This window comes from Streptomyces filamentosus (assembly GCF_014654895.1).
GTDB classification, from domain to species: Bacteria; Actinomycetota; Actinomycetes; order Streptomycetales; family Streptomycetaceae; genus Streptomyces; species Streptomyces filamentosus.
On record NZ_BNBE01000001.1, the window covers coordinates 1 to 20772 of the forward strand.

A 20772-nucleotide genomic window follows, 5' to 3' on the forward strand; every position below is an offset into this window, starting at 1 on the left:
CGCCCACCCGTACTTGAAGGAAGCTCCGATGGCCGAGAAGGACACGCGCACCTACATCAGGGTGCACGACGGTCTGCCGGACCACCCGAAGATCATCGCTGCGGGCGGTGAGGCTGGCTGGCTCTATATCTGCGGACTCTCGTACTGCTCGCGTCAGCTGACCGACGGAGTGATCCCCAAGGGACTCGTCCCTCGGCTCACCGACTCAAGCAATAGCGAAGCACTTGCTTCAGCGTTGTTGCGGGTCGGCTTGTGGCACGGCTTCGACCACGACTGCCCCAGGTGCCCGCCCGCGCCGGCCGACTCCTACGTCGTCCACGACTACGTCGTCCACCAGCGTTCCCATTCTGAGGTCAAGGCCCTCAGCGAGAAGCGCGCAGCCGCAGGTCGGAAGGGGGGACGGCGCTCCGGAGAGGTGCGTCGGGCCGCTTCCGCCGCTGAAGCAAACGGCGAAGCAAGTGCTTCAGCAAAACCGAAGCAACCGCGAAGCAAAACCGAAGCAGATACAGAGGCAGAGGCAGAGGTAGTTAAAAGAACTACTCGAACTCCTTCGGAGTCCTCGGAACCTCTGCGGCACGACGTCGAACGGGTCTGCAGACACCTTGCTGCCGCCATCGAGAAGGGCGGCGACCCACGCCCCCAGATCACCAAGAAATGGCGCACCGACATGCGCCGCCTGATCGACGTCGACGGCATCACCCCGGACCAGGCCATCGCCGCCATCGACTGGGCCCACGCCTCCGACTTCTGGAACGCGCACATCCTGAGCCCCGCCAAGCTCCGCGACAAGTTCACGACCCTCCGCCGGCAGGCCGCGAACGAACAGCGCCGCCACCACCCTTCCGGCCCCCAGACCGCCAACCGAGACATGACCGACGAGGAGATCCGCAATGCCAGCACCTTCGGCTGAACCGTCCGACATGGACGACTGGCGCACCGAGCGCCGCGACGAGGCCGTCGCCGCCTTCGATGGCCAGATCCCCGCCCTCTACCGCCAGCAGATCGACCTCCACCCCGCTGTCGCCGCCTGGGCGGACCGCACGGCCGACGCCCCCGTCAGCCTGTTCCTGTGGGGTCCCCTCGGCGTCGGCAAGACCCACTCCGCCTGGCAGGCCACCCGCCGCTGGATCGCCGCCCTCTACCCGCTCCACGACCACGGCCGGCCCTGCGGCGGCGGACGGGTGCCGCAAAGCCGGGCCGTCGACGACGTCCTGGAGACGCTGTGACACGCGCCCTCGCCCCCGGCGGGCAGCTCACTGAACTCGATCTCGCCGTTCTCCAGCACGCCGCCCACGGGCTCACCATCGCCGCCACCGCACGCGCCATAGGGAAGTCGGCAGTTGCCGTCCAGGACGCCAGGCATCGGCTCATGGGCAAGCTCGGCGCCACCACCTTGGTCCACGCCGTCTTCCTCGCCTGCCAGGCCGGGATCCTCGACGGCCGGCCCCGACGCCACGGTGACCACGCCGGCTACGAAGCCCACCGCCGACGCGGCGAAGACCCCACCCAGTGCGAGCCCTGCCGACTCGGCGAACGAGCCCACCGGCAAGCCATGAGAAACCGCAACAACGAGAACCAGGAGGCAGCGTGAACCCCAACAAGGCGGCAGGAGAGGGCCTGAGTGGCCGTGTAAGCGCCGAACAGGGCGCGGAGGCAGTCGGGGAGGGTCGGGTCGCTCCGGGGCCCCAGAAGGGCACGCAGAGCCTTGAGACCGCCCAGCGCCTCGCCGTCACCTTCCAGACCCGCATCGACGCCGCCCGCGACTGGGCCCGACACAACCTCCCCGCCAACCAGCGGGATGCACTCCTCCGCGTACTCCGCGGCAACACCACCAGCAACCCGAAAGGCCAGCCGTGAACCACGACAACAACCCCGAACCCGACAGCACCTACACCCCCAGCTGGTCAGCCGGCGACACCCCCATCCCCTCAACCCACCACCAGACCCACCACTTCGACACGACCGCCAGGCCCACCGACCCCCGACAGCCCGCCTACGACGCCGTGTACGCCCACATCCGCGAGCTCGGCGACCACATGCCGCCGAACCCCGTCCACCGCAACGCCATGATCTGGCGCGCTGTCCACGCCGCCCTCGGAGCCACACCCGTCGGCCGCTGCGTCTCCTCGCACTGCGTCGACGGCGACCACGTCATCGACCTCGGCCCCGTCAGCGGTACGGAGGGCGAGCGATGACCCCGCCCGACCCGAACCCCGCCGTCCAAGGCCAGTGTCCCGCCTGCCGAGGAACCAGCCTCTTCCTCGGCAACGGCGGCCACGTCACCTGCGCACGCATCGACTGCCCCAACCCCTGCGCCACCGACGACCTCCTCCACGGTCAGCCCGCCAGCCAGTGCACCACCGAGACCCCCACGAAGGACCGCTGTATCCGGCCCGCCCAGCACGCCGGCCCCCACACCGACGCCTACGCCATGCACTGGGAGCAGACGTGAGCTACGACATCAGCCTCTACCTGAAAGTCGACACCGGCGACCCCGAGCCCATCGACTACTGCGCCGCCGACATCGGCAACTACACCAGCAACGTCGCCGCCATGTGGCACGACGCCCTCGGCCACCGCCTCGCCGACCTCCACGGCCAGCGCGCCGGCGACTGCAGCGACGCCCTCACCCGCGCCGTCCACGACATGCAGCAACGCCCCGACCACTACCAGGCCATGAACCCGCGCAACGGCTGGGGCGACTACGAAGGCGCCCTCGACTACCTCGCCCGCCTCCGCATCGCCTGCCTCGCCCACCCCGCAGCCGAGATCCACATCAGCCACTGACCCACCGCACCGCCAGCAAGGAGAGAGCCGCCGTGGACCACAACTCCGCTTGCACGATCTGCAACCGCGACCTCTGGAACGACGAGCAGGGACGCCTCATCTGCCGGCTCTGCCAGCAGCACGTCGACCGGAACCTGCAGTCCATCGCCGGACCCCGCGGCCTTTATGCCCGGCTCTGCCTCCGCACCACCCCCGGCAAGAGCAGCGGCGGCCCCGCAGTCTCCGGCACCCGCGGATCCAGCATGCCGCCCAGCGAACACGTCCTGAACCTCGTCGCGAACGGCGGCATCGTCAGCAACCTGGAATCCTGGGTCAAGGACTGGGCCACCTACGGGCTCGCCGACATCGGAGAAGGCGGCCGGCTGCAGCACCGCATCGACCACGCCGTCCGCACCCTCCGGCTCAACCTGGGCCAGGCGGCACTCAAGCATCCCGCTCTCGATGAGTTCGCTCGAGAGATTCACAGCATGGTCCGCCAGTGCTCGGCGGTTGTCGAAGGGGAGAAGCCCCCTATCCGCGTCCGAGTCCAGTGCCCCTGTGGCGCCACCCTCGGTGTCACGCTTTCCACCGATGGGGAAACATGCCGGGCCTGCGGCGCCGAGTACGGGCACGCGGAGGTTCTCCGGCTACCCCTCGCCGACAGGCGGGCTGCGGCATGAGCGACTACCCCGGCCTCCGCGTCGGCGACGTCATCCCCATGGCGCCCGCCTCCGACGGCCAGGCATGGATCCCCGCCGCCGTGGTCGTGCAGCTCCTCCGCGCCATAGCCGACGGACACCGAGGCCTCGCCGACGACCCCGAGTGCGACCTCCGCAGCGGCGCCGACGCCATCGAAGCCGAGGCTGATGCCATAGAGGTCCGGGCCATCATGCAGACGCGGGCGGGTGGGCTGTAGGCGGAACACGACGAAGCCCTCCACCCGGTCGGGTGGAGGGCTCGTTCGTCGTTACTCGGTCTTCTTCGGGTGCCTGCTGGCCGCGTGGAGGATCCATACGATCTTGCGATCCTCGTCGACCACGTACCAGACTCGACCGCCGCTCGTGACCTCGATCTGCCACTGGTCACGGCGCTTACCGTCGAAGACGACCGTAGCGAGGTCGAACTTCAACTTGTGATGGCGGGCGGTCTGCACTGCAGGCGCCGGCTCGGTCCTCATCGCGAACCAGGCGTCAGCGGTGTTGCTCGGGGCTTCGGTGCAGAGCTCCTGCCACCCCGTTCCCACTCCCTTGACCCCGAATCGGATCTTGTATTCGCCCGGCTTGGGCGGCGGGACGACGAAGTCCCCCCTCTTATTGCTCAATCTGCAGGTACCTCCGGAGGCTCGACTTCCCCGAAGTCGCCCGCCTCCGGACTGGTCAGCTTGCTGTAGAGCTCCTGGTCCGCGTACACCTCGGCGGTCGACTTCCATGCCGCGATCAACGGCACGATCGGCCCAACGGTACCGAGGTCGGAGGCCGCACGTGCGGTCTCCATGAACTCAACGAGGAACTCCTGGACTGCCTTCTGCGGCAGGAAGCGGACCCACGGGAACGCCTCGGGGAACACCTGGGTGAGCATGGCGACGGCTTCAGGGCTGCTCTTCATGAGCGCCACGAACATCCGGGTGGTGGAGTCGACGACCTCCGTGACCTGCTCGGCGCGCTCGGCCGTGGTCAGGTACAGGTCCTCTTCGTCGCCGCGACGGTGCAGGAGCAGGCCCTTGCGAGGGCTGTCCTGCAGCCGCGCGACGGTGTCCTTGGGCTTCTGGATGAGCTCCGAGAAGTTCACTTCTGCCGGCATCGTGGTCATGACCTCAAAGGTAGTTCAAAAGTTTGCAACCGTCCACCGGAAACGAGACGCAAATCAGGCCGGAAAGCCATGAGGAAATCACGCAGAGTGACCGACGGAAAGAGGGCGGACATCCTCGCAGGTCAGGCAGGAGTCAGCCAGCCGCATCCGAACCCGCCCCACCCCCAGAACACCCACCGAGCGCCCGCCGACCCCCGACGGCGGGCGCTCGCATGCGGGCGGGTACGACGAAGCCCGCCGGGGGTGGGCCGGCGGGCTGGGGGTGGGTGCGGTTCGGGGACGCTAGAGCGGACAGGCCGCGTCCAGCACCCTCAATGCCTCATCAAGAGCCCGTGCAGCCTCCCCAGACGTCCCCTCCCGCAGAAGCCGATCCGCCTTCACCAACAGCCCCCGGGCCTCGGCGTAAACAGCATCGTCGCCAATCGCGTCCAACGCCTCGGCGACAGCCTCATCGATCCTCAAACGGCACCTCTCATCGACAGAACAGCACTCGAACCGTTGCCCGCCGGGGTGGGCCGGCGGGCTTCAGGAGTGGGGTCAGGCGGACATGCGGAGCTGGCCGCCACCCTCGAAGTCGTCGATGATGTCGGCGATCTCCTGGTAGACCTGCTCCAGGATCGGGCGGTCGTCCTCGGTGTACGCGGCGACCTGGTCGATGCGCGAGCCGGCCGGGCCGGGGATCTTCCCGGGGCGGCGGCCGTGCACCTTGAAGTACCGGTTCGAGACCCGCGAACCGAAGCCCGACTGGAACTTCGCGACGGTCTTCGGCTTGTGCCCCTTCTCGGCGAGGAACGTCGACGCGTACAGCGGCGTCTCCGACGACTCCAGCTCCGGCCGCTCACCCATCACGCGCGCCATGATGACCTTGCCCGTCGCCGTCGCGTAGGCCTCCGGGAGCACCGGGCGCAGGATCGACAGGATCTCCGCCTGCTCCCGGTACGGCACCGGGCCAGCGGCAGCCGTGATCTCGCGGGACTTCGGGACGGGGACGGCCCTCCGGGTTTCGTCGGTGACGTACCGGTACAGGGCATCGGCAAGTTCGACCTGGGCGCGCTCAACCTTCAATCGCTTGCCCTCGTCGGCGATGCGACTGGTGGTGACGTTCGCCAACCACATCGGCAGAATGCGCTCATGGATCAGGAACTGAGGGTAGACACGGCTCTGTCCGGGAAGCATGACGTGCATTACGCACGTCTTACCCTCTGACCAGGCCTTTCGCTCGATCGCCTGGCGCTGTCCGTTCGGGTCCAGGGTCAGGTTCTGGCACAGCTGGCCAAGGACGGCCCAGCTGCCCTGCTCGTTGGTGACAACCGTGACGGTGTCACCGTGGAACTCGAACGAACCGATCTCAAACTCAGGGCCCTGACGTGCGACCATGGTCATGGTCTCTCCTGTCTGTAGCGCAGTGGGTTGATCGCCAGGCCCACCCCGAACCGCCAAGTACCGGGTGGGCCTTTCGCGTTCAACATAGCCACCCTAGGGGCTATCTCGCTACATCTTCCGCTAACTATGACCATCTAGGTAGCCGTAGTTGGACCTAGTTGGCATCATGGCGCCATGACTACTTCCCTATCGCGAGACCTCGACCGGCTCGCCGAGAAAGCCCTGGCCCGCCGACAGGAGCTGGCCCTCCCTCTCACCGCTGCCGCCCAGACCGCAGGCATGTCCAAGGACACCTTCCGGCGCGTCGAGCGGGGACTCCCTATCCGCGACAGCAGCTACAGCAAGGTCGACAAAGCTCTGCGCTGGGCGCCCGGCTCCTCGCTCGGGATCCTTGCAGGGGAAGGTGGCCCTATCGAGACCGAGCCCATCCCGGCTAGCGGCCTCACGCTGGCCACGATTCCGGATGACACCCTCAAGGGCGCCGTTGTCAAGGCCGTCATCGCGACCTCCGACACGCTGACCGCGCGAGAGATCCGAGCCCTCTCCGATCGCGTACTCGAAGAACTGCGCCGCCTGCATGAAGGTGAATGACAGAGACGGCGAAGGCCCCGCCGGATGCCCGGTGGGGCCTTCTGCGTGTGCGGCTGAGGTCTTGCTTCACGGTCGAGTTCGGACGATGCTGCCGAACCCAGAGACTGGATCCACCCAGCCCTCAGTGGAGAGGGTCTGGATGACGCGCGAGGCGGTGCTGGGGCTGATGCCCTTCGCCTTCGCCAACTTGCTGATCGAAGGCGCATGGTCGCCTGGCTTCAGTGCGCCCGATTTGATCTGGCCGATGATCTCATCCGCGTACTGGCGATAGGCGGGGGAGTGACCTCTCGTGACGCGTGGCCGTTTCGCCCATTTTCGCTCACGTGAGGCAATGAGGGCCTGCTCGGTCAGGCGGCTCACGTCCTTCACGTTCCACGGAGGAGACTCGGATTGAAGGGCTGCGAGTTCTGCGGCCTCGGCTTGAGACCTCGTCTCGAACCAGATCTGTGTGCGTGCGGCGATGAGCGGGAACCACGTCCGCGCGGAGTCGCGCCGGTGCTGCGACTCCCGCCTCTGAAGGTCGTTCGTGATCCCGAGGTACAGGACGTTCCCTGAGGTGTCGAAGTAGCGGTAGAGGGTGGTTCGCTCCGTCATGCGTCTACTCCCCAGGGGCCAGCGTCTCGTCGAGGTACTCCTGCACCGGCCCGAACAACCCCCACGGCACGAAGTCGGGGATCTCGCCCAGCCGGATCCAGGCGACCTCGGCCAGTTCCTCCTCGTCGGCGACTCGGGCCTCGCCGCCGACGACCTCGCAGGCGACGTAAGACATGTGCCGGCCGGTCTGCGGGTGGACTCGCTCGCCGAGTGATCGGACCGCCTTCACCTCCAGGTCGACCTCCTCGGCCGTCTCCCGGACCGCGGCCTGCTCCGGCGTCTCCCCGGCCTCGATCCCGCCGCCCGGGAACGCCCAGAGAAGCTTCCCCTCCCGCTCCCGGCGTCGGATCATCAGGACGCGGTCGCCCGCGGTGATGATGGCGGTGGAGATGCCCTGCTCAGTCGTCGTCTCGGTCACGCCAGTGCCTCCAGGATCGGCGGGTAGATGTGCTGCTCAGGGATGAAGCGGGTCAGGTCTGCGCGCGGCACCCAGGCCACGTCGCTGTTCTCGTCGGGGTCCCGGTTCTCGGCCTCGCCCATCAGGTGCTCCGCGAGGAAGTAGTCGACCAGGACTCCCGTCTTGGGGTGGACGCGCTCACCAAGTCGCTGCCGGATTGCGCACCGAACTCCGGTCTCCGCGCGGGTCTCCTCGACCGCGACCATCTCGGCCTTCCGGCCGGGCTTCACGGTGCCTGCCGGAAACTGCCAGGTGAGGGCATCGTCACCTCGCCGGCAAACGAGGAGCACATCGGGGCCCCGCGTTACGACCGCGACTGCCACGCGGAAAGCCTGCGCCTGAGCAGCGGTTGGGGTCGGGCGGGATAAGGCAGCGAAGCGGCGAATCACCGATGCGGAGGCCCTTTCGTAGGCGGTGTCGAGGAGCTGCTGGGTGTCATTCTTCGGGACCATGTCCGGCGAGCTGTGCCAGCTGGCGACGGTGCGGACCCCCACGTCGAGATGCTCGGCGAACTGCTCGTTCGTCATCCTGAGGGCCTGCTGCAGAGCGCATGCCGTGCGGCCGGTCCACGTCTCGACGACTTCCACTTTCCGCCCCTCGCGCGATCGGATTCGAGGTCTTGCACTGTCGAAGCACCGTAGTTGCACCGACACTGCCCTGCTCGCTCATGGCAGTTGAGCTGTCAACTCGGTTGACTACAGGGCATGCAAAGGGTGCTTCTATCTGGCGGCGCGCGAGATCTGCTCGGCTCGCGAGCCGGTCACGCCGAGCAGCTTGCCAACCTGGTTCCAGGAGCGGTCGACGTACAGCTCCTTCGCGACATCGGCCTTGATCTCCTTGAGGGAAAGGTCGAGCCGCCCCTCAAGCTCTTTGACCGCCTCGTACCGCTCGACGGCGTCGCTGATCTCCTTGAGCGCAGCGATGAGCGCCCTCTCTGCGGTGTCCACGGCATCGGTCATGACACGAGAGTAAGGGCCAATCCGGGCCACTTCAAGCAGCTGCTTGACGGAGGCTGCGCGACCCCCTACATTCGTCATCAGCGAGGGAATCCAAGCGCCGCTTGGAACCCCTCCGTCGTCCACTCTCACCAGGCCCAGCCTGCGGACGGCGCTACAACAGAAAACGGGCTGGACACCGCGACTCTCACCTCGCAGGCCAGCCCTACCACGAGGAATCTCTGAAGGGTCACCCTCATGGCTACGCAGAAGTCTAACGGCACCCGTGTGCCCGCTACCGAGAACAGCCTCACCCCCGCCCGCCTCCTGTCCACCCCTCTGGCCGATCTGCTGGCCGAGGTGGACGCGGAGGTCACGGAAGCGCCCTCCGAGTACGGCGACGCCTTCGAGGGTGTCTTCATCAAGCCGTACATCGGCCCGATCCAGATCGTCCTCCCGAAGGCCCGTAATGCGGCGCACCGGGACGTGATGGCCCGCGTGCTGGTCGGCCGGCTGCTGGGTACGGACCTGGCCCCGCTGCCCTCCTCGCTGGAGTCCCGCTCGTTCGGCGGTGTCCGGTGAAGGCCGCGTCGTCGGAGCGCCGGCTGGTCCTGGTGGGCCGGAAGTCGGGCCGTGGTCCGATCGTCATCCAGATGCCCGCCCCGGCTCCGCAGCCGGCCCGCATCCCCTCGGCCCGGTGATCGCCGTGTACGAGATGTCTGCGGCTGACCGTGCCGCCCACGAGGCCGCCTCCTACGTTCGCCGCCAGGCCGCCGCGCCGCTGTCGGACAAGGAGCGCGAGGAGCTGTCGCGGAAGCTCGCCGAGCGCAACAAGAACAGCCGGCGGTGAGTAGGTACGTCGGCACCCTGCCGACCCGCCTGCTGAACGACGACGCCATCCGCCCCGGCTCGTACCCCACGTGGGGTCACGCGGCCAGGGACTTCGACGGCCGCAGCAAGGACCGGAAGGTTCTCGCCAGGCTGATGGAGTCGCTGCCGCAGGGCCAGCGGAAGCCGATCCTCCTCGGTGTCGACGACCGCTACCACGACATCTACGTGTCGGACGGGCATCACCGGGCGCTGGCTCTGCTGAGGCTCGGGATCGTCGACTTCTCCTTCCGCTGGTGCTGGCTGCGTGCCTGGTCCGTGGATCACCAGTCGGAGCGCTTCCCGTACACTGGGCCAAGACCGGCGGATGGGGCGCCGCCCTCACCGCCACCGGAGCCACCGGGGTTCTCACCGGCCAGCTGTGGGTTGACCTCCTCCTCGGCGCTGCCTTCTACGGCATCGGCGCCGTCCACGGGCGGCCCGTCACCGAGGTGAGCGAGACGCAGCCGGACCCCACCTTCGTCCCCCTGGACGGCCCGCCCGCCACCGCATCCGGCGGCGAGAACAACCTGGTCGACGCTCTCATCACCGCAGGGATCATCGCCGAGAGCCAGCGAGGCGACACCCGAGTCGTCGGCGACATCCACCGCGACGGGCCCGGCTGGGCCGCCACCGTCGAACTGCCCCGCGGCATGGCCGCCGTCACCGCCATCGACAAGGCCGGCTTGCTCGCCTCCAGCCTCCGCGTCAAGCGCCAGCGCATCGAGATGAAGGCCGACGCCTCCGCCGAAGGTCACGAAGGCCGCTTCACCCTGTGGGTTGCTGACTCCGACAACCCCTACGCCGGCCCCAAGGTGTACAGCGAGCTCGCGCAGGCCCAGCGCTGGGACTTCTGGCAGTACGGCGTCCCCCTCGGCCTCGACGGCCGCGGCCGCCGCGTCGACCTGCACCTGCTGTGGTCGTCCCTCCTCATCGGCGGCCTGCAGGACTACGGCAAGTCCTACCTCGCCCGCCTCGTCGCGGCCGCCGCCGTTCTCGACCCGACCGTCCGGATCGTCCTCATCTCCGGGAAGGTCAGCCCCGACTGGCTGCCCCTCGAAGAGGTCGCCCACAAGTACGTCATCGGCGCCGACCCGCGCACGGTCCGCAAGGTTCTCGACGTCCTCGACGAGACGATCACCGACATGCAGGGCGTCGGCTCCGAGCTGACCCGCCTCTACCGCGAGGACCCGGCCAGCTGTCCGGAAGGCAAGCTCACCAAGGAGCTGACCCGGCGCCCCGGGCTCGGCCCCACCCTCGTGATCGTCGAGGAGCTCCAGGAACTCCTCGACGCGGCCGCCCTCATGAAGGTGAAGACCAGTGAGGACGAGGACGGCGAAGGTGCCCGCACCCGGTCCGCGAAGGACGTCATGGTCGAGTCCATGGCCCGGTTCGTGCGCGTCGCCCGGTTCGCCGGCGGCATGGGGATGTTCATCACCCAGCGGCCCGACTCCAACTCGGTCCCCACTGCCCTGCGCGAGGTGTGCGTCAAGCGCGCCAGCTTCCGAGTAAAGGGCGACCGCAGCGCCAAGATGGTCCTCGGTGACGACGCCGTCATGAACGGCGCCGCGCCCCACCTCCTGACCGAGGACTCCAAGGGCATCTTCGTCCTCGACCAGGGTGCCGAAGAAGGCCACTCCACCCAGCGTGGCGACGTGATCGACCTGCCCACCTTCCTCGCCATCTGCAAGCGCGGCCGGCAGCTTCGTATCGACGCCGGAACACTGACGGGGTACGCCGCCCAGTTCGGCAAGCCGGTTGAGGTGCCGCCCGAGGCGCGGATCGTCGCCGACGCGACCAAGGCCATGCGTGAGGCCGGTGTCGACCGCATGCGAACGGAAGACCTCGCGAAGGCGCTGAACCTTGAAGCCGGCGACCTGCGCGACCTCATGGAGAAGGCGGGGGCTGGCAAGCCTGTCCAGTTGGGAGGGATGCCCGATGGGAAGAACCCCCGCGGCTACAAGCTCGATGTTCTCCAGTCACGCGCCAGGCGCCCGTAATGCCCTGATCGTCCTCTGCTAGGCGTCTGCTAGTGACTGCTAATCCGCAGGTCAGAGCCTGCTGTTCGCCTGCTACCGCACTGCTAGCCGGTCAAGAAGTAGCACCCCTTTAGCAGACCCTCTAGCACCCCTGACCTGCAACTTAGCGGCAGCCCCATGCCGCCTAGCACCCGAAATCAACCCATTCATCCCCGCCGAGAGGAGCCCCCGACGGACAGCCCGCAGACCACCTACTACCGCACCCGAGTCGACGCAGACGCCCTCACCGCCGCCATCCAGCCCGGCACCACCCTCTACATCCACCACCACGGCCGCACCCACGCCTGGACCGTCACCGACCAGACCGGCGTCCTCCGCAGCCCCATCCTCACCCCCGCCGACGGCCACCCCGGCCGCGTCACCCTCCACCAGCTCCTCGCCCGATACGGCGCCATCCACACCCAGAACCCCACTGAAAGGACCCCGACATGAGCCTCAAGTCCTCCTACCAGGCCACCCGCGGCGACGAGCGCAAGTTCCTCCGCGACATCCAGCCCGGCGACCACCTGTACGTCATCAACAACCACTCCGACCGCGGCGACACCTACAGCGAATGGGTCGTCACCAACAAGCGCAGCATCATGGGCCACCGCGAGGTCGAGTCCCCCTCCCACGGCGGAGTGATGAGCGCCCAGAGCCTCCTCCGCAAGGAACGCGAAGTCCTCACCCAGCGGCCCACCCACCTGCCCAACCTCGGCGTCCGCGACCTCCACGGCGCCTTCACCGAGGACGCCCAACGGGCCGCCCGCCTCGTCGGCGACCTCCACGCCATCGAGACCGCCAACGCCCTGTCCGCGCAGTACGCCGGCCGCCGCTGAGCCAGGACTGCCCGCTGCCCGATCCGCCCGACACGCACGGGCGGTGAGGGGAGCCGGGACAGCCCCGAGCCCAGAAAGGCCCGCCATGCCCAAGCCCACCCTCCGTGGCCGCCTCGTCGCCGCCGTCCACACCGCCGGAGCCCGCGTCGCCGGCGACAAGGGAACCAAGGCCGCCGGCGCCATCACCGCCACCCTTCTCGGCGTCGAGATCGTCGAATGCGGCCCCACCTGCGGCGACCACTGCGCCGGCTACGAGCACGTCGACACCCTCCGCCGCCTCAAGTAACCCGCCCCCACCACTCGAAGGAGAACCCGAGATGGCCGCGTCCACCGCCGTCCGGCCCGCCGATCTGACGGTCGACGCGGCCACCCTCATCCGCGACATCGAGCAGTACCTCGCCACCCAAGCCCCCCGCACCGCACACCCGCTCGTCACCAAGACCACCGACCAGCTCGTCGCCGAAGCCCTCCAGCAGTCCTCCGTCGAGACCACCACCGCGGCACCCGAACTCACCGCCCCCGCACGCTGGTGGCGCATCATCCCCGACTGGGCCCTCGCCATCACCCCCGCCCGCCGCCTCCACGGCGCCGGACGCCCCATCACCGTCACCCAGCACCTCCAGCTCACCGCCCTCGTCATCGAGCAGTACGGACATCACCGCGGCGGACTCCGATCCCTCAGCGGACGGCGATGCATCCTCGGCGCCCAAGCCGTCCTCTACCGCCTCGGCTACGGCGACGAAGCCACCGCCATCGCCGCCGGCCAGCAGATGCAGAACGTCCTCCGGCGCCGCGGCATCAACGAGCCCTACCACCGGTGGAACGACCGGCCCGAACGGTGCACAGGCGACGCACTCCAGCTCATCCGCGAAGCCATCGACGGAATCGAATAGAGAACCCCTATGTAGACCTACTTAGAGATAGCTTGACCTGATGACAGGACCGAACATAAGGTTCTCTCAATCGGTGCTTTGCGCCTGCTGAGGCCGCCCCACACGGGCGGCCTTTCGCGTACCCGGAGGTGACCAATGACCTCCCTCGCCCTCGTCGACGAAGAAGCCGCCGCCTACTACACCGGCCGGCCCCGCGTCACCATTCGCCGGTGGGCCCACGAAGGCCGCATCCGGCGATACGGCAAAGGCCGCGGCCGCGTTCGTTACAACGTCTTCGAGCTCAACCCCGCCCACCGTGACGAAGACACAGGTGAAGTGCTTGAAGCTGGCGGACCACCTCCACTGCCGTCCCGTAGCGACGCCGCGTAGGTAACAGCACGGCTACACCGGCCCGAGACGACCCTCAGCTCCGGCAGCCTGGCCCGATGCGCATCAGACCCATCGCGGCCATGGCCAGCCTCGCCTTCGCCCTCACGCTCACCGCGTGCGGCGCCGCCGACAACCCGCCCGCCACGCCTTCGGACAAGCAGGGCGCTGAAGCCTCCACGGCAACCGCTGCGCCGGCGGCCGAAACCACCAGCCAGCCCCCCGCAGCCACCACGGAGCCCAGCACCAGCGGACCACTCGCACTCGGTACCACCCACACCTGGGAAGACACCGAGAACGGGATCCGCGGCACCAGCGCCGTGCTCAGCTACCAGCAAGGCATCAAGTCCGTCGGCTCCGCCGCCGAACACTCCGGCACCCCTGGCTACGTCTGGGCCGCCCTCGAACTCAAGGTGTGCAGCGTCAAGGGCCTGTTCGCCGCAACCACGACACCGTGGACCCTGTCCTATGCCGACGGCGCCCGCGTCGAACCGTCCAGCGGCACCTGGGCCGACTTCCCCAAGCCGCAGTTCCCCATCGAGACCAAGCTGACCCCGGGCAAGTGCGTGCGCGGCAAGGTCGTATACCCGGTCCCCGGCAACAGCCGCCCGCAGACCGTCGTCTACGCCCCTGATGGCTTCGACGTACCCGTCGAATGGGCGGTGCCCACTAAGTAGAAGGAGGCGCCCGTGGCTGGCAATCCCCGCAACGGGCGCCCCTACCGCGAGCTCGCTTCGGAAATGGTGAGCATGGACGATTGCGGCATCATCCCCGTTACCGGTGCACCAGGCCTCCACTTCCTGTGGGAACGCCGGGGCCGAGTCATCACCCTTACCAGCGTTCTCAACGCGCCTCCGCCGCCTACTCTCTGGCGACCCTCGCTCCCTTCTGCGCGCCGGGATGAGGACCGTTAGCCACGCTCTACATCGCCCCCCAGCACACGCCACCAGGAGCCGGACATGCCCCGCGTAGCCATCCCCGTCACCCAGTCCTCACGCGCCGGCACCGTCCTTCCGGCGGCCACCACCGGCGACGCCGTCAACAACCACAGCGTCGCCAACGACGGGCGCGTCATCCTCATGGTGAAGAACACCGGCGCCTCGTCCCGCAACATCACCTTCCTCACCACGCGGAAGGTCGACGGCATCGCGACCCCCGGGCGCGTCGAGGCCGTGCCTGCCGGAGAGACCCAGCTGTTCGGACCGTTCCCGCCGACCGACTACGGCACCACGCTCAGCGTCGACGTCGCCCACGCCGAGCTCACCCTCAACGCGATCCGCGTCTGACTCGCCCTGCCAGTCGCAAATCCGCGAAACCCCCACCTCCCTCGCCGGTGCCCCCTAGGCTCCCGTGGTTACCACCACGCAAGGGGGCCAAATGGCGAAGATCAAGACGCGGCGGAAGATGGGCTGGATCGCACTCGCATTCCACTGGACCATGCTCGTCTGCACGGTCGGACTGTGGACTCCAGTGTTTCTCGCAGCACGCCGGCGCCGGCTCACCGTCACCCACATTCCCGACGGATACATGGGCCCCATTCCGCCGCACTAGAGTTATTCACTGGGAGGTGCGCCATGCCAGTCGCACCTCCCAGCCGATGCAGTTCCGTGGGCTGCCGCAGCCTCGCCGTCAAGTACGGCAAGTGCGACGAACACCAGCGTCCACCCTGGGCCGGCCGATCCTCCCCACGCGAGCGCTACGGCATGAGCAGCGGCACCATGCGCGCACTGAAACGCAAGGTCATGGCCAGGGACAACGGCTGCTGCTATTGGTGCGGCGGCGAGGGAGCCGAGGAGCTGGAGCACAAGACGCCCGTGAGCCAGGGCGGTGCCCAGCGCGACCTGGACAACCTCGGAGTCATCCACGTCGACTGCCACAGGGAGAAGTCGATCGGGGAGGCCATCGAAGGAAGCCGGCGCGCTCGAAATCGTTGATCTTTCCACGCGGAAATTTTGAGATCGATTTCAGAATTTCCACGGGGGAGGGGGAGGAAAAATCTCTGGAAGAATCCGCACGGGGACCGACGCGGCCAGAGCGGGAGATCTCTGCACAGAATCTGCGGTAGGGGGTCTGTGATCATGGCGCGCACTGCGCAGCCGGCTGCGCTGAAGCTGATCAAGGGTCGGGGTGAGGGCAAGGACACCGCGGGCCGGCCGGTCAACCTGGGGCCGGCGTTCAAGCGGGTGCCGCCGAACCCGCCGTCGTGGCTGAGCGCCGAGGCGAAGGCGGAGTGGAAGCGGGTGGTGCCAGGACTGTCCCGCCTGGACCTGCTCAAGCCGGAGGACCGGGCGGCCCTGGCGGCGTACTGCGAGGCGTGGGCGACGTTCGTCGAGGCGACCCGGACCGTGCAGGCCGAGGGCCAGGTCATCGAGGCCAGACAGGGGAAGCTGGCGCACCCGTGTGTGGGCATCGCGCGGGCGGCGGGACGGGAGATGCGCAGTTGGGCGGCGCACTTCGGGCTGACTCCGTCGACCGAGCAGGCCCTGGCGAGGGGGGCCGACGATGGCGACGAGGACGACAACCCCTTCGGTTGACCTGCCCGACTCTGACGAGCTTGAGCGGCTGAAGCTGTCTCCGGAGGTCGCCTGGTACTTGCTGAGCCGTGGCGTCCCGCTGCCGGATTGCCCGCCGCTGATCCAGACGCCGTCTCCGGGCGAGGCGCCCGGCGCGGTGTTCGATCCGGATCGTGTCGACAAGGTCATCAAGGCGTTCAGCCTGTTGCGGCACACGCAGGGCCAGTGGGCCGGCCAGCCGCTTCGGCCGGACCCGTGGCAGGTGGCGTACATCCTGGCGCCGGTCTTCGGCTGGGTCCGCTGGGACGCTGACGCGGGCGCCTACGTGCGGATCGTCCGCGAGCTGTATGTGGATGTTCCACGCAAAAATGGAAAATCGACATTGGCCGGCGGCCTCGCGATCTACATGACGTGCGCGGACGGCGAGCAGGGCGCCCAGTGCATCACCGCGGCGACGACGAAGGAGCAGGCCGGGTTCGTCTTCGAGCCGGTGAAGAAGCTCGCCGAGGCGGCTCCTGCCCTGAAGCGCCATGTGACGCCGCTGAAGGGCGTGATCCTGCATCGCAAGTCCGGCTCGTACTTCAAGCCGATCTCGTCGGTGGCGGGCGCCCAGCATGGCGCGAACATCCACTGCGCCATCATCGACGAGCTGCACGAGCACAAGACTCCCGAGCTGGTCGAGACGATCGAGACGGGCACGGGTTCGCGCCGGCAGCCGCTGGTGGTCATCATCACGACCGCGGACTCCGGCAAGCGGGAGTCGGTGTACGACCGCAAGCGTCAGCGGGTCGAGAAGCTGGCTCGCCGGGTCTTCGAGGCCCCGTCGGTGTATGGCGTGGTGTGGGCGGCGGAGCGGGACGACGATCCGCATGTTGAGGCAACGTGGCGGAAGGCGAATCCGGGCTACGGGGTGTCTCCGACCCGCGCGTACCTGCAGTCGAAGTCGGATGAGGCGAAGCAGAGCCCGGCCGACCTGGCGAAGTTCCTCCGCCTGCACCTGGGGCGGCGGACGAAGCAGGAGACGAAGTTCCTGACCATGGAGTCCTGGCACCGCAATGCCGGGATGGTCGACGAGGCGCGGCTGGCTGGCCGCGAGGCGTATGGCGGCCTGGACCTGGCGGCTACGTCCGACTTGCTGGCGTTGTGCTGGCTGTTCCCGGACGACGAACGCGACGGCTTCGACGCGATCTGGCGCCTGTGGACGCCGGAGGACAACGTCGACGCACTGGACCAGCGGACGGCCGGGGCGGCCACGGTGTGGGTGCGCGAGGGGCTGCTGGTGGCGACCCCGGGGAACGTCGCCGACTACGACTACATCCAGCTGCAGATCGAGCGGGACATGGAGGTCTTCGATGTGCGCTCGATCGGCTTCGACCCGTGGTCGGCGGTCCCGCTGACGAACAAGCTGGCGGAGTCGGACGCGCCGATGGTGAAGGTCCGGCAGGGCTTCATCACGATGTCGCCGCCGCTGAAGGAGATGCAGCGTCTGCTGCTGAAGGGCACACCGGAGGCGCCGATGTTCCGGCACGGCGGGAACCCGGCGGTGACGTGGATGGTGGACAACCTGGCCGTGGCGATGGACCCGGCGGGCAATGTGAAGCCGGACAAGGCCCGGTCGGCGGAGAAGATCGACGCTGTTTCGGCGGCGGTGACCGCCTTGTCTGAGGCGATGACCCGGGAGCCGGTTGTGAAGTCGGCCTACGAGGACGGCGACCTTGAGGTCGTGTGAGGGGGTGCCGTCATGTGGGGCTGGTTTCCGTGGCGTCGGACGGTGGTGCGCCGCCGTGTGGTGGTGAACCTCGCCGACAAGGCGTTCGCCGGGGTGCTGTGGGCGAAGCGGGGCCCGCTGCTGGTGCTGCGGGACGTCACGCTGATGCAGCACGGCGCGGCGGACACGCCGATGGACGGCGAGGTCGTCGTCGAGCGGGCCCGGGTGGAGTTCATCCAGGCGATGGGGGGCTGATGTGGCGTTCGTCGTCTCCCAGGGCCGCCTTGCGGCGGTCTCGCTGGCCCCGTCGGTGGCTCCGGCGGCTTGGATGCAGGTGTCGGACGGCGTGTTCCTGGAGTACGCGCACTTGTACCGGGCCCAGCCGCAGATCCGCACGGTGGTGTCCTTCTTGGCGCGGAACATCGCGCAGCTCGGCCTGCACGTGTACCGCCGGGTGTCGGATGTGGACCGGGTCCGGCTGACGGATCATCCGCTGTCGCAGATCCTTGCCGCCCCGGGCGCGAGACTGACGTGCTTCCGGCTGGTCGAGCGCCTTGTCGCCGATGTCGCAATCTATGACACGGCGTTCTGGGTGAAGGTGCGCCAGCCCGGTTCCGGCGTCATCGGCGTCATTCCCATTCCGCCGACGCGCATCTCGATCGAGGGCGACAACTGGCTGGAGCCGGAGGGCTTCACCGTCCACGGCTCGAAGGGCGATCTGAAGCTCACGCCGGACCAGGTCGTGCACTTCCACGGCTACAACCCGGTGGACCTGCGTATCGGCTCGTCACCGATCGACTCGCTGCGCGCTCTGCTGGCGGAAGAGTTTGAGGCGACCCGGGCCCGCGAGGAGATGTGGCGGAACGGCGGCCGACTGTCGGGCGTGCTGAAGCGGCCGGCGGACGCCCCGAAGTGGGATCCGACGGCGAAGGCCCGGTTCAGGGAGGGCTGGAGGTCGTACACGCAGGGCGGCGGGACGCCGATCCTTGAGGACGGCATGGAGTACGAGCAGCTGGCGATCGATCCGGCGAAGGCTCAGTACATCGAGGCCCGCAAGCTGACCCGCGAGGAGACGGCTGCGGCGTACCACATCCCTCCGCCGATGGTCGGGATCCTGGATCACGCCACGTTCTCCAACATCAAGGAGCAGCATCAGCAGCTCTACCAGGACACGCTCGGCCCGTGGCTGCAGTCGATCCAGGAGGACATCGGCCTCCAGCTGATTCCGGATCTGCCGGACAGTGACGGCGTGTATGTGGAGTTCAACTTGCAGGAGAAGCTGCGCGGCTCCTTCGAGGAGCAGGCGCAGATGCTGCAGACGGCGGTTGGTGCGCCTTGGCTGACGCGGAACGAGGCGCGGTCGCGGATGAACCTGCCGCAGATCGAGGGCGGCGACGAGCTGGTGACGCCGATGAACGTGATGGTGGGCGGCATGGCGTCGCCGACGGACACCGCGAAGTCTGGTGGCCCGCTCCCAAAAGCGGCGGGCCGCCTGGTCTTGTCGAAGGCGGGGCGGCCTGAGGGCCTGGATGATGCGTCTGTTGAGCGTGAGCGGTTCGCGGCGGCGCTGGAGGCGTTGACCCGCAGGCAGGCCGAGGGTCTGCTGGAGGACCTTCCCGCCGACAGCGGCGGGGTGTCGGCCTGGTGGGGCCGGGACCGGGCCGTCCGGGTGGCTCAGATCCAGGGGCTGATCGAGCACCACATGGTGCGGATGGCCCAGTTGGGCGCGTGGGACGTCCTGGAGGCATCCAACCCGGACGCCGAGGGATGGTCGGCCGAGGTGATGACTGCGTGGCTGGCGGCCGCGGCCCTGCATCATGCCGAACTGCACGACGGCGCCGGCGAGATGGCGGCAGTCAAGGCTGCCGCAGCCCCGCCGCCGCCCGAAGAAGGCGGTCTGGGCGCTGCTCTGGCGCTTGCGGCCTCGGTGTGGGTGGCGGCCGCCTTCGCCCGCTCGGAGACTGCGGCCACGGAGGCCCAGAGCTTCGGCGGCCACGACGCTGCCGGCGCTTCGGGGATGCGCTTCAAGCGGTGGGAGACCACCAGCGGTAACCCGCGGTCGCAGCATGCCGTGCTCGACGGGGAGACGGTGCCGTTGAACGGCGTGTTCTCGAACGGTCTGCGCTGGCCTGGCGACGGAACGGGCGATGCGGACCAGACCGCGAACTGCCGCTGCATTTTGACGTACTCAAGTTCGGAGTGACCCATGCGGATCAAGAGCTGCCCGGTGCGGATCAAGGCCGCGGGCACCCACGAAGGAACCGACGACGGGGTCTTCGAGGCCATCGTCGCCGCCTACAACGTCGACAGCGTCGGCGACAAGATCAGCCCTGGAGCCTTCGAGGCCACCTTGGCCGAGTGGAAGGGTCGCGGCGACCCCATCCCGGTGCTGTGGTCGCACATGTCCCACGACCCCGAGTACCACATCGGGGAGGTCCTGGAGGCGGAGGAACGCCCTGAGGGCCTGTGGGTGAAGGCCCGTCTCGACACCGACCCCGGCACGAAATCCGCCCAGGTCTACAAGCTCCTGAAGGGTCGGCGCGTCACCCAGTTCTCCTTCGCCTACGACATCGAAGAAGGGTCGTGGGTGGACCAGAAGGACGGCCCCGGCTACTACGAGCTGCGCAAGCTCAAGCTGTACGAGGTCGGTCCGACGCTGATCGGCGCCAACCAGGCCACCGAGCTCCTCGATGTGAAGAGCCGGGCGGCCGCCGAGACGTTCCCTGACCTGTCCAAGGTCCAGGAGGCCCTGGAGGGCCTGAAGGCCGGCAGGACACTGTCGGCGAAGAACGAGGAGAGGGTGCGGGACATCGCACGCCTCGCCACCGAGCTGCTGGACTCGCTTCCTTCCAGCGACGACTCGCAGGACGCCGAGAAGGCCACGCCTGCCCCGCCCGCTGCCGCTTCGCCCCGGGAAATCCCTGAGGCCAAGGCCGAACAGCCCGCCGGGCCGAGCCCCGCCTCGCTCCGTCTGCACGCCGACCTCGAAGCCCTCGCGGCCGAGGCCTACACGCTCACGGACTGAGGAGAGAC

34 protein-coding genes are annotated in these 20772 nt (G+C 68.3%); 27 read left to right on the forward strand and 7 right to left on the reverse strand.

Annotated elements, in window-relative coordinates; translation table 11 throughout:
* Positions 1-28 precede the first annotated feature (28 nt).
* The 9 genes from IE326_RS00005 to IE326_RS00045 are packed head-to-tail and all read left to right on the forward strand — an operon-like array spanning position 29 to position 3682.
* The gene (locus IE326_RS00005) at positions 29-910 is read left to right on the forward strand and encodes a phage replication protein O (RefSeq protein ID WP_190040377.1); all 882 of its coding nucleotides are present in this window, start codon (positions 29-31) and stop codon (positions 908-910) included.
* Entirely contained in the window at positions 891-1226 is a 336-nt protein-coding gene (locus tag IE326_RS00010; RefSeq protein WP_190040378.1) for a hypothetical protein, read from the forward strand. Before IE326_RS00005 ends, IE326_RS00010 begins: the two co-directional genes overlap by 20 nt.
* Positions 1223-1591 (forward strand): helix-turn-helix domain-containing protein, encoded by a 369-nt coding sequence (locus IE326_RS00015; RefSeq protein ID WP_190040379.1) that lies wholly within the window; start codon positions 1223-1225, stop codon positions 1589-1591. Before IE326_RS00010 ends, IE326_RS00015 begins: the two co-directional genes overlap by 4 nt.
* Complete coding sequence (locus IE326_RS00020) at positions 1588-1857, forward strand: hypothetical protein (RefSeq protein WP_190040380.1); 270 nt, start codon at positions 1588-1590, stop codon at positions 1855-1857. The genes IE326_RS00015 and IE326_RS00020 overlap by 4 nt, the downstream gene beginning before the upstream one ends.
* Entirely contained in the window at positions 1854-2195 is a 342-nt protein-coding gene (locus tag IE326_RS00025) for a hypothetical protein (RefSeq protein WP_190040381.1), read from the forward strand. Before IE326_RS00020 ends, IE326_RS00025 begins: the two co-directional genes overlap by 4 nt.
* On the forward strand, positions 2192-2452 hold the full coding sequence (locus tag IE326_RS00030; protein ID WP_190040382.1) for a DUF6085 family protein: 261 nt from the start codon (positions 2192-2194) through the stop codon (positions 2450-2452). The genes IE326_RS00025 and IE326_RS00030 overlap by 4 nt, the downstream gene beginning before the upstream one ends.
* On the forward strand, positions 2449-2787 hold the full coding sequence (locus IE326_RS00035) for a hypothetical protein (protein ID WP_190040383.1): 339 nt from the start codon (positions 2449-2451) through the stop codon (positions 2785-2787). Before IE326_RS00030 ends, IE326_RS00035 begins: the two co-directional genes overlap by 4 nt.
* 32 nt (positions 2788-2819) lie before the next feature.
* Positions 2820-3446: a hypothetical protein gene (locus tag IE326_RS00040; RefSeq protein WP_190040384.1), complete on the forward strand. Its 627-nt coding sequence runs from the start codon at positions 2820-2822 to the stop codon at positions 3444-3446.
* Positions 3443-3682, forward strand: coding sequence for a hypothetical protein (locus IE326_RS00045; protein WP_190040385.1), 240 nt, complete (start codon positions 3443-3445; stop codon positions 3680-3682). The genes IE326_RS00040 and IE326_RS00045 overlap by 4 nt, the downstream gene beginning before the upstream one ends.
* 51 nt (positions 3683-3733) lie before the next feature.
* On the opposite strand, the gene IE326_RS00050 is transcribed toward IE326_RS00045, so the two are convergent.
* The 3 genes from IE326_RS00050 to IE326_RS00060 all read right to left on the reverse strand — a co-directional run bounded on the left by IE326_RS00050 (position 3734) and on the right by IE326_RS00060 (position 5958).
* The gene (locus IE326_RS00050; protein WP_190040386.1) at positions 3734-4087 is read right to left on the reverse strand and encodes a hypothetical protein; all 354 of its coding nucleotides are present in this window, start codon (positions 4085-4087) and stop codon (positions 3734-3736) included.
* Positions 4084-4575 (reverse strand): hypothetical protein, encoded by a 492-nt coding sequence (locus tag IE326_RS00055; RefSeq protein WP_190040387.1) that lies wholly within the window; start codon positions 4573-4575, stop codon positions 4084-4086. The genes IE326_RS00050 and IE326_RS00055 overlap by 4 nt, the downstream gene beginning before the upstream one ends.
* A 537-nt stretch (positions 4576-5112) precedes the next feature.
* Positions 5113-5958, reverse strand: coding sequence for a phage antirepressor N-terminal domain-containing protein (locus IE326_RS00060; RefSeq protein WP_190040388.1), 846 nt, complete (start codon positions 5956-5958; stop codon positions 5113-5115).
* 174 nt (positions 5959-6132) lie between these two features.
* On the opposite strand from IE326_RS00060, the gene IE326_RS00065 reads away from it, so the two are divergent.
* Positions 6133-6549: a hypothetical protein gene (locus IE326_RS00065; protein WP_190040389.1), complete on the forward strand. Its 417-nt coding sequence runs from the start codon at positions 6133-6135 to the stop codon at positions 6547-6549.
* A gap of 66 nt (positions 6550-6615) precedes the next feature.
* Here IE326_RS00065 and IE326_RS00070 read toward each other — a convergent pair whose 3' ends face one another.
* From IE326_RS00070 to IE326_RS00085, 4 genes are all read right to left on the reverse strand, one after another.
* A complete protein-coding gene (locus IE326_RS00070) occupies positions 6616-7143 on the reverse strand; it encodes a GntR family transcriptional regulator (protein ID WP_190040390.1) in 528 nt (175 codons plus the stop codon).
* Positions 7144-7147: 4 nt separating this feature from the next.
* Positions 7148-7561, reverse strand: a complete 414-nt coding sequence (locus IE326_RS00075; RefSeq protein WP_190040391.1) for an NUDIX hydrolase — start codon at positions 7559-7561, stop codon at positions 7148-7150.
* A complete protein-coding gene (locus IE326_RS00080) occupies positions 7558-8187 on the reverse strand; it encodes an NUDIX hydrolase (protein ID WP_190040392.1) in 630 nt (209 codons plus the stop codon). The genes IE326_RS00075 and IE326_RS00080 overlap by 4 nt, the downstream gene beginning before the upstream one ends.
* Before the next feature lie 132 nt (positions 8188-8319).
* Complete coding sequence (locus IE326_RS00085; RefSeq protein ID WP_190040393.1) at positions 8320-8559, reverse strand: hypothetical protein; 240 nt, start codon at positions 8557-8559, stop codon at positions 8320-8322.
* Positions 8560-8793: 234 nt separating this feature from the next.
* On the opposite strand from IE326_RS00085, the gene IE326_RS00090 reads away from it, so the two are divergent.
* The 17 genes from IE326_RS00090 (at position 8794) to IE326_RS00165 (ending at position 20764) form a co-directional block, all read left to right on the forward strand.
* Positions 8794-9117, forward strand: coding sequence for a hypothetical protein (locus tag IE326_RS00090; protein WP_190040394.1), 324 nt, complete (start codon positions 8794-8796; stop codon positions 9115-9117).
* Positions 9118-9250: 133 nt separating this feature from the next.
* Positions 9251-9385 carry a hypothetical protein gene (locus IE326_RS41360; RefSeq protein ID WP_268982879.1) on the forward strand — a complete coding sequence of 45 codons (135 nt, stop codon included), beginning with the start codon at positions 9251-9253 and terminating at the stop codon, positions 9383-9385.
* Between the two features lie 274 nt (positions 9386-9659).
* Complete coding sequence (locus tag IE326_RS00095) at positions 9660-11402, forward strand: hypothetical protein (protein ID WP_190040395.1); 1743 nt, start codon at positions 9660-9662, stop codon at positions 11400-11402.
* Between the two features lie 156 nt (positions 11403-11558).
* On the forward strand, positions 11559-11873 hold the full coding sequence (locus IE326_RS00100) for a hypothetical protein (RefSeq protein WP_190040396.1): 315 nt from the start codon (positions 11559-11561) through the stop codon (positions 11871-11873).
* A complete protein-coding gene (locus IE326_RS00105; protein ID WP_190040397.1) occupies positions 11870-12259 on the forward strand; it encodes a hypothetical protein in 390 nt (129 codons plus the stop codon). The genes IE326_RS00100 and IE326_RS00105 overlap by 4 nt, the downstream gene beginning before the upstream one ends.
* An 85-nt stretch (positions 12260-12344) precedes the next feature.
* On the forward strand, positions 12345-12545 hold the full coding sequence (locus IE326_RS00110; protein ID WP_190040398.1) for a hypothetical protein: 201 nt from the start codon (positions 12345-12347) through the stop codon (positions 12543-12545).
* Between the two features lie 31 nt (positions 12546-12576).
* A complete protein-coding gene (locus tag IE326_RS00115; RefSeq protein WP_190040399.1) occupies positions 12577-13152 on the forward strand; it encodes a DUF6197 family protein in 576 nt (191 codons plus the stop codon).
* A 135-nt stretch (positions 13153-13287) separates the two neighbouring features.
* Positions 13288-13521 (forward strand): helix-turn-helix domain-containing protein, encoded by a 234-nt coding sequence (locus IE326_RS00120; protein ID WP_190040400.1) that lies wholly within the window; start codon positions 13288-13290, stop codon positions 13519-13521.
* Positions 13522-13577: 56 nt separating this feature from the next.
* Positions 13578-14195, forward strand: a complete 618-nt coding sequence (locus IE326_RS00125; protein WP_190040401.1) for a hypothetical protein — start codon at positions 13578-13580, stop codon at positions 14193-14195.
* 282 nt (positions 14196-14477) lie between these two features.
* Positions 14478-14804, forward strand: coding sequence for a hypothetical protein (locus tag IE326_RS00130; RefSeq protein WP_190040402.1), 327 nt, complete (start codon positions 14478-14480; stop codon positions 14802-14804).
* Between the two features lie 91 nt (positions 14805-14895).
* Positions 14896-15069 carry a hypothetical protein gene (locus IE326_RS00135; RefSeq protein ID WP_190040403.1) on the forward strand — a complete coding sequence of 58 codons (174 nt, stop codon included), beginning with the start codon at positions 14896-14898 and terminating at the stop codon, positions 15067-15069.
* 167 nt (positions 15070-15236) lie between these two features.
* Positions 15237-15452, forward strand: a complete 216-nt coding sequence (locus IE326_RS40445; protein WP_229915135.1) for an HNH endonuclease — start codon at positions 15237-15239, stop codon at positions 15450-15452.
* A 144-nt stretch (positions 15453-15596) separates the two neighbouring features.
* Entirely contained in the window at positions 15597-16052 is a 456-nt protein-coding gene (locus IE326_RS00145) for a phage terminase small subunit P27 family (protein ID WP_190040405.1), read from the forward strand.
* Positions 16021-17760, forward strand: coding sequence for a terminase large subunit (locus IE326_RS00150; protein WP_190040406.1), 1740 nt, complete (start codon positions 16021-16023; stop codon positions 17758-17760). The genes IE326_RS00145 and IE326_RS00150 overlap by 32 nt, the downstream gene beginning before the upstream one ends.
* Positions 17761-17802: 42 nt before the next feature.
* The gene (locus tag IE326_RS00155; protein WP_229915136.1) at positions 17803-17994 is read left to right on the forward strand and encodes a hypothetical protein; all 192 of its coding nucleotides are present in this window, start codon (positions 17803-17805) and stop codon (positions 17992-17994) included.
* Between the two features lies 1 nt (position 17995).
* Positions 17996-19942, forward strand: coding sequence for a phage portal protein (locus tag IE326_RS41365; RefSeq protein WP_268982880.1), 1947 nt, complete (start codon positions 17996-17998; stop codon positions 19940-19942).
* 3 nt (positions 19943-19945) lie between these two features.
* Positions 19946-20764, forward strand: a complete 819-nt coding sequence (locus IE326_RS00165; protein ID WP_190040408.1) for an HK97 family phage prohead protease — start codon at positions 19946-19948, stop codon at positions 20762-20764.
* Positions 20765-20772: the final 8 nt, after the last annotated feature.

Coding starts and splice junctions, on each gene's coding strand:
- IE326_RS00005 (WP_190040377.1), top strand. CDS start 29: ATGGCCGAGAAGGACACGCGCACCTACATCAGGGTGCACGACGGTCTG.
- IE326_RS00010 (WP_190040378.1), top strand. CDS start 891: ATGCCAGCACCTTCGGCTGAACCGTCCGACATGGACGACTGGCGCACC.
- IE326_RS00030 (WP_190040382.1), top strand. CDS start 2,192: ATGACCCCGCCCGACCCGAACCCCGCCGTCCAAGGCCAGTGTCCCGCC.
- IE326_RS00045 (WP_190040385.1), top strand. CDS start 3,443: ATGAGCGACTACCCCGGCCTCCGCGTCGGCGACGTCATCCCCATGGCG.
- IE326_RS00055 (WP_190040387.1), bottom strand. CDS start 4,575: ATGACCACGATGCCGGCAGAAGTGAACTTCTCGGAGCTCATCCAGAAG.
- IE326_RS00060 (WP_190040388.1), bottom strand. CDS start 5,958: ATGACCATGGTCGCACGTCAGGGCCCTGAGTTTGAGATCGGTTCGTTC.
- IE326_RS00065 (WP_190040389.1), top strand. CDS start 6,133: ATGACTACTTCCCTATCGCGAGACCTCGACCGGCTCGCCGAGAAAGCC.
- IE326_RS00070 (WP_190040390.1), bottom strand. CDS start 7,143: ATGACGGAGCGAACCACCCTCTACCGCTACTTCGACACCTCAGGGAAC.
- IE326_RS00085 (WP_190040393.1), bottom strand. CDS start 8,559: ATGACCGATGCCGTGGACACCGCAGAGAGGGCGCTCATCGCTGCGCTC.
- IE326_RS00090 (WP_190040394.1), top strand. CDS start 8,794: ATGGCTACGCAGAAGTCTAACGGCACCCGTGTGCCCGCTACCGAGAAC.
- IE326_RS41360 (WP_268982879.1), top strand. CDS start 9,251: ATGTCTGCGGCTGACCGTGCCGCCCACGAGGCCGCCTCCTACGTTCGC.
- IE326_RS00100 (WP_190040396.1), top strand. CDS start 11,559: ATGCCGCCTAGCACCCGAAATCAACCCATTCATCCCCGCCGAGAGGAG.
- IE326_RS00105 (WP_190040397.1), top strand. CDS start 11,870: ATGAGCCTCAAGTCCTCCTACCAGGCCACCCGCGGCGACGAGCGCAAG.
- IE326_RS00110 (WP_190040398.1), top strand. CDS start 12,345: ATGCCCAAGCCCACCCTCCGTGGCCGCCTCGTCGCCGCCGTCCACACC.
- IE326_RS00115 (WP_190040399.1), top strand. CDS start 12,577: ATGGCCGCGTCCACCGCCGTCCGGCCCGCCGATCTGACGGTCGACGCG.
- IE326_RS00120 (WP_190040400.1), top strand. CDS start 13,288: ATGACCTCCCTCGCCCTCGTCGACGAAGAAGCCGCCGCCTACTACACC.
- IE326_RS00125 (WP_190040401.1), top strand. CDS start 13,578: ATGCGCATCAGACCCATCGCGGCCATGGCCAGCCTCGCCTTCGCCCTC.
- IE326_RS00130 (WP_190040402.1), top strand. CDS start 14,478: ATGCCCCGCGTAGCCATCCCCGTCACCCAGTCCTCACGCGCCGGCACC.
- IE326_RS00135 (WP_190040403.1), top strand. CDS start 14,896: ATGGCGAAGATCAAGACGCGGCGGAAGATGGGCTGGATCGCACTCGCA.
- IE326_RS40445 (WP_229915135.1), top strand. CDS start 15,237: ATGCGCGCACTGAAACGCAAGGTCATGGCCAGGGACAACGGCTGCTGC.
- IE326_RS00145 (WP_190040405.1), top strand. CDS start 15,597: ATGGCGCGCACTGCGCAGCCGGCTGCGCTGAAGCTGATCAAGGGTCGG.
- IE326_RS00150 (WP_190040406.1), top strand. CDS start 16,021: ATGGCGACGAGGACGACAACCCCTTCGGTTGACCTGCCCGACTCTGAC.
- IE326_RS00165 (WP_190040408.1), top strand. CDS start 19,946: ATGCGGATCAAGAGCTGCCCGGTGCGGATCAAGGCCGCGGGCACCCAC.